Annotated in this window: 3 protein-coding genes; all 3 read left to right on the top strand. The window is 45.8% G+C overall.

Annotation, left to right across the window (positions count from 1 at the left end):
* Positions 1–440: 440 nt before the first annotated feature.
* On the top strand, positions 441–1022 hold the full coding sequence (gene rsxA / locus Q8W40_RS27795) for an electron transport complex subunit RsxA (protein WP_101111487.1): 582 nt from the start codon (positions 441–443) through the stop codon (positions 1020–1022).
* Positions 1022–1600 carry an electron transport complex subunit RsxB gene (gene rsxB, locus Q8W40_RS27790; protein WP_101111486.1) on the top strand — a complete coding sequence of 193 codons (579 nt, stop codon included), beginning with the start codon at positions 1022–1024 and terminating at the stop codon, positions 1598–1600. Before rsxA ends, rsxB begins: the two co-directional genes overlap by 1 nt.
* Before the next feature lie 12 nt (positions 1601–1612).
* A partial coding sequence (gene rsxC, locus Q8W40_RS27785) for an electron transport complex subunit RsxC (protein ID WP_305402075.1) occupies positions 1613–3783 on the top strand: 2171 nt, incomplete at its 3' end.

Raw genomic sequence — 3783 nt, 5'->3', positions numbered from 1 at the left:
AACCAATGTCTCAGAGCTCGCCGCCCACGTTGAGTCCCGTCAAAGGGAGCCAAAACTCCAAAAGCTATGTCGAAAGAAGTGGCTTTTGGAGTTTTTAGCGACAGGTGCATTTCAAACCCAAGCTAAAAGATGTGTTCGCTTCGTTCTGGTCAATTAAAAACACTCTAAGCTTATGTTTCGTAAGAGTACTTTCTCAACACTCTACCCATGCTCAAATTTCGATCAATTGAATATCACCAGCTACGCTTTTATCGTCGCCACACGCAACCTAAATGATATTAATTCTCAACAACTTGGCGTTTTTCAAATTTAGAATCATAATTCTATAATTAACTGACTAATAAACAGTCAAATACCAAAAAACCTTGCTCTATCTCGGTTGTTAAATACGTAACAAAGCAGGATAATATTAGGATCTGATTTATTTTTATTGAGATGCCATGACAGAGTATCTGTTGCTGCTTGTTGGCACCGTTTTGGTCAACAACTTCGTTCTTGTAAAATTTTTAGGCTTATGCCCCTTCATGGGTGTTTCAAAAAAACTTGAAACAGCTATAGGCATGGGCTTGGCTACGACATTTGTCCTTACTTTGGCATCGGTGAGCGCATACCTCGTTGAAACCTACATCTTAACGCCGCTAGGTATTCAATATCTCCGCACCATGAGTTTTATTCTGGTTATCGCTGTTGTCGTTCAATTTACCGAAATGGTGGTTCACAAAACCAGCCCTACTCTTTATCGCCTACTTGGTATTTTTCTGCCATTGATTACCACAAACTGTGCCGTTTTAGGTGTAGCGTTACTCAACATTAATGAGAATCACAATTTCATTGAATCCATCGTTTATGGCTTTGGCGCTGCTGCTGGCTTCTCCATCGTTTTGATTTTGTTTGCTTCTATGCGTGAACGTATTGCCGCAGCTAACGTACCAATGCCATTTCGCGGTGCATCCATAGCAATGATTACCGCCGGGTTAATGTCACTCGCATTCATGGGCTTTACAGGGCTGGTGAAACTGTAATGAGTGGAATTCTAATTGCTATCATTGCACTTGCAGCCCTAGCGGCTATCTTTGGTGCGATCCTTGGTTTTGCTTCAATAAAGTTCAAAGTTCAAGCTGATCCGATTGTGGATCAGATCGATGAGATTTTACCTCAGACTCAATGTGGTCAATGTGGTTACCCTGGTTGCCGCCCTTATGCAGAAGCCATTGCAAATGGTGACTCCATCACCAAATGCCCTCCAGGTGGGCAGGCTGCTATCGAAAAGCTAGCCGATCTAATGGGGGTTGAAGCGGGAGAACCGGAACACGACCCAGAAAAAAGCATCAAAAAGGTCGCTTACATACACGAAGATATGTGTATAGGCTGCACCAAATGCATCCAAGCTTGCCCAGTAGATGCCATTGTAGGAGGCAACAAAGCGCTGCACACCGTTATCAAAGACGAATGCACTGGCTGTGATCTCTGTGTCGCACCTTGCCCGACGGATTGCATCGAAATGATTCCAATTGCGCAAACAACAGATACATGGAAGTGGCAATTAAACACAATACCGGTGGTTAACGTCACCGATTCTCAACCTCAAAAATTACAATAAGAAGGATTGGGTATGTTGTCACTCATTGAGAAAATTCGTTCTGGTTACCTCTGGGATTTCCCCGGCGGTATTCACCCACCAGAAAATAAGCGCCAATCTAACCAGACAGAAATGCAGGTATTAGCGCTTCCGAAAGAGCTGGTTATTCCGGTAAAACAGCATATTGGGAAACCCGGTGATCTCGCGGTATCAATAGGTGAACACGTGGTCAAAGGTCAGCCGCTGACTCGTTGTTCATTAAGCTTCATGCTTCCAATTCATGCGCCGACATCTGGGACCATTACCGCAATAGAGCCCCGAACGACAGCTCACCCGTCTGGTCTAACAGAATTGTCCGTCGTTATTGAACCCGACGGAAAAGATGAGTGGGGAAAAAAGAGCCCCATTGCGAATTACCAACAAGAAACATCAGACGACTTAATTGAAGCTATTCGTCAGGCAGGCGTGTCTGGAATGGGTGGAGCCGGTTTCCCAACGGCAAAAAAGATCCAGTCGGGATTGGCGAAAACAAAAATATTCATCGTCAACGCTGCAGAGTGCGAACCTTACATAACCGCTGATGATCGATTAATGCAAGAACATGCAGAAGAGATCATCAAAGGCATCGAAATTGTTGAGCACATCCTTAAACCAGAGCTGACAATTATCGGAATCGAAGATAATAAACCAAAAGCCATCAAAGCACTGCAAGCCGCTGCTACGGCAAAAGATCTGGTTATTCGAGTCATCCCGACGAAGTATCCTTCTGGTGGCGAAAAGCAACTCATCAAAATACTGACCGATATGGAAGTTCCAGCAAATGGTATTCCAGCGGACATAGGCATATTGGTACAAAATGTGGGTTCAATGCACGCTATCAAGCGCGCAATCATTGACGGCGAGCCTCTTATCCAGCGCGTAGTGACTCTGACAGGTAAAACCTTCAAACAACCCCGTAACGTTTGGGCTTTGATCGGGTCGCCTGTTTCACACCTGCTGGAACACGCAGATTATAAAGCCGATAAAAAAGCGCCTCGCCTTATTATGGGTGGACCAATGATGGGGTTTGCACTTCCACATGCTAACGTCCCCATCACCAAAACAGCTAACTGTATTCTTGCGCCCGCACGTCGGGAGCTGCCTGTTGAACGTTACGAGATGGAATGCATCCGTTGTGGCGAATGTGCAGACGTATGCCCCGCGTCTTTACTTCCTCAGCAACTTCAATGGTATGCAAAGGATCAAGACTACGATAAGTGCGAAGAGCTCAATCTAAAAGATTGTATTGAATGTGGAGCTTGTGCGTTTGTTTGCCCAAGTGAAATCCCCTTAGTCCACTACTACCGTGAAGCAAAAGCGGAAATTCGTACTCGTAAAGAAGAAGCCATCGCTGCTGAGCGTGCTAAAAAACGTTTTGAAGAAAAGAACGCTCGAATGGAGCGCGATAAGCTCGCTCGTGAAAATAAATTCAAAAAAGCCGCGGAAGCGCGCCGTAAAGATTTGAAGACTGGTGACGGTGATGATGCCATTGCGGCAGCCATAGCTAGAGTTAAGTCCCAGAAAGCACAAACAGCGGCAACAGATGAAGTTAAACCAGCTGTTGCAGCAGCTATTGCTCGTGCTAAAGCCAAACAAGCTGAGGCAATGAAATCTGGACAATCTGAACCAGATAATAGCGAGATGGCAAAACTCAGAGAAGAGCGCAAGCGTCAAGCGAGAGAACGTAAAGCCTTAAAAGCAAACGAAACGACTGATTCAGATTCGAAAGACAAGCAAAATACAAGTAAAAAAGATGCCGTCGCTGCAGCCATTGCCCGTGCAAAGGCAAAAAAATCAACTCAACCAGAACAAACGGAAACAACAGGAAACGAGAAGAAAGATGCGGTAGCCGCAGCTATCGCAAGAGCGAAAGCGCGCAAGGAACAGCAATCTGAATCGAAAGGGGCTGAAACCTTGGATTCAAACGAATCTCCGGCTAAAGGAACTCCTGAAGACGACCCGAAAAAAGCCGCGGTAGCCGCAGCCATTGCAAGGGCGAAAGCGCGTAAAACGAAACAAGTTCAACCAACTGAAAGTGACGACTCGGACTCAAACGAGCCAGCAGCGGAAACACCTGTTGAGGAAGACCCGAAAAAAGCCGCAGTAGCCGCTGCCATTGCAAGGGCAAAAGCACGCAAGGCGAAACAAGCCCAACCAACTGAAAG

This window comes from Vibrio penaeicida (assembly GCF_030689305.1).
GTDB classification, from domain to species: domain Bacteria; phylum Pseudomonadota; class Gammaproteobacteria; order Enterobacterales; family Vibrionaceae; genus Vibrio; species Vibrio penaeicida_B.
The sequence above is the reverse complement of the archived record's forward strand: the minus strand, read 5'-3'. Positions and strand labels throughout refer to the sequence as shown.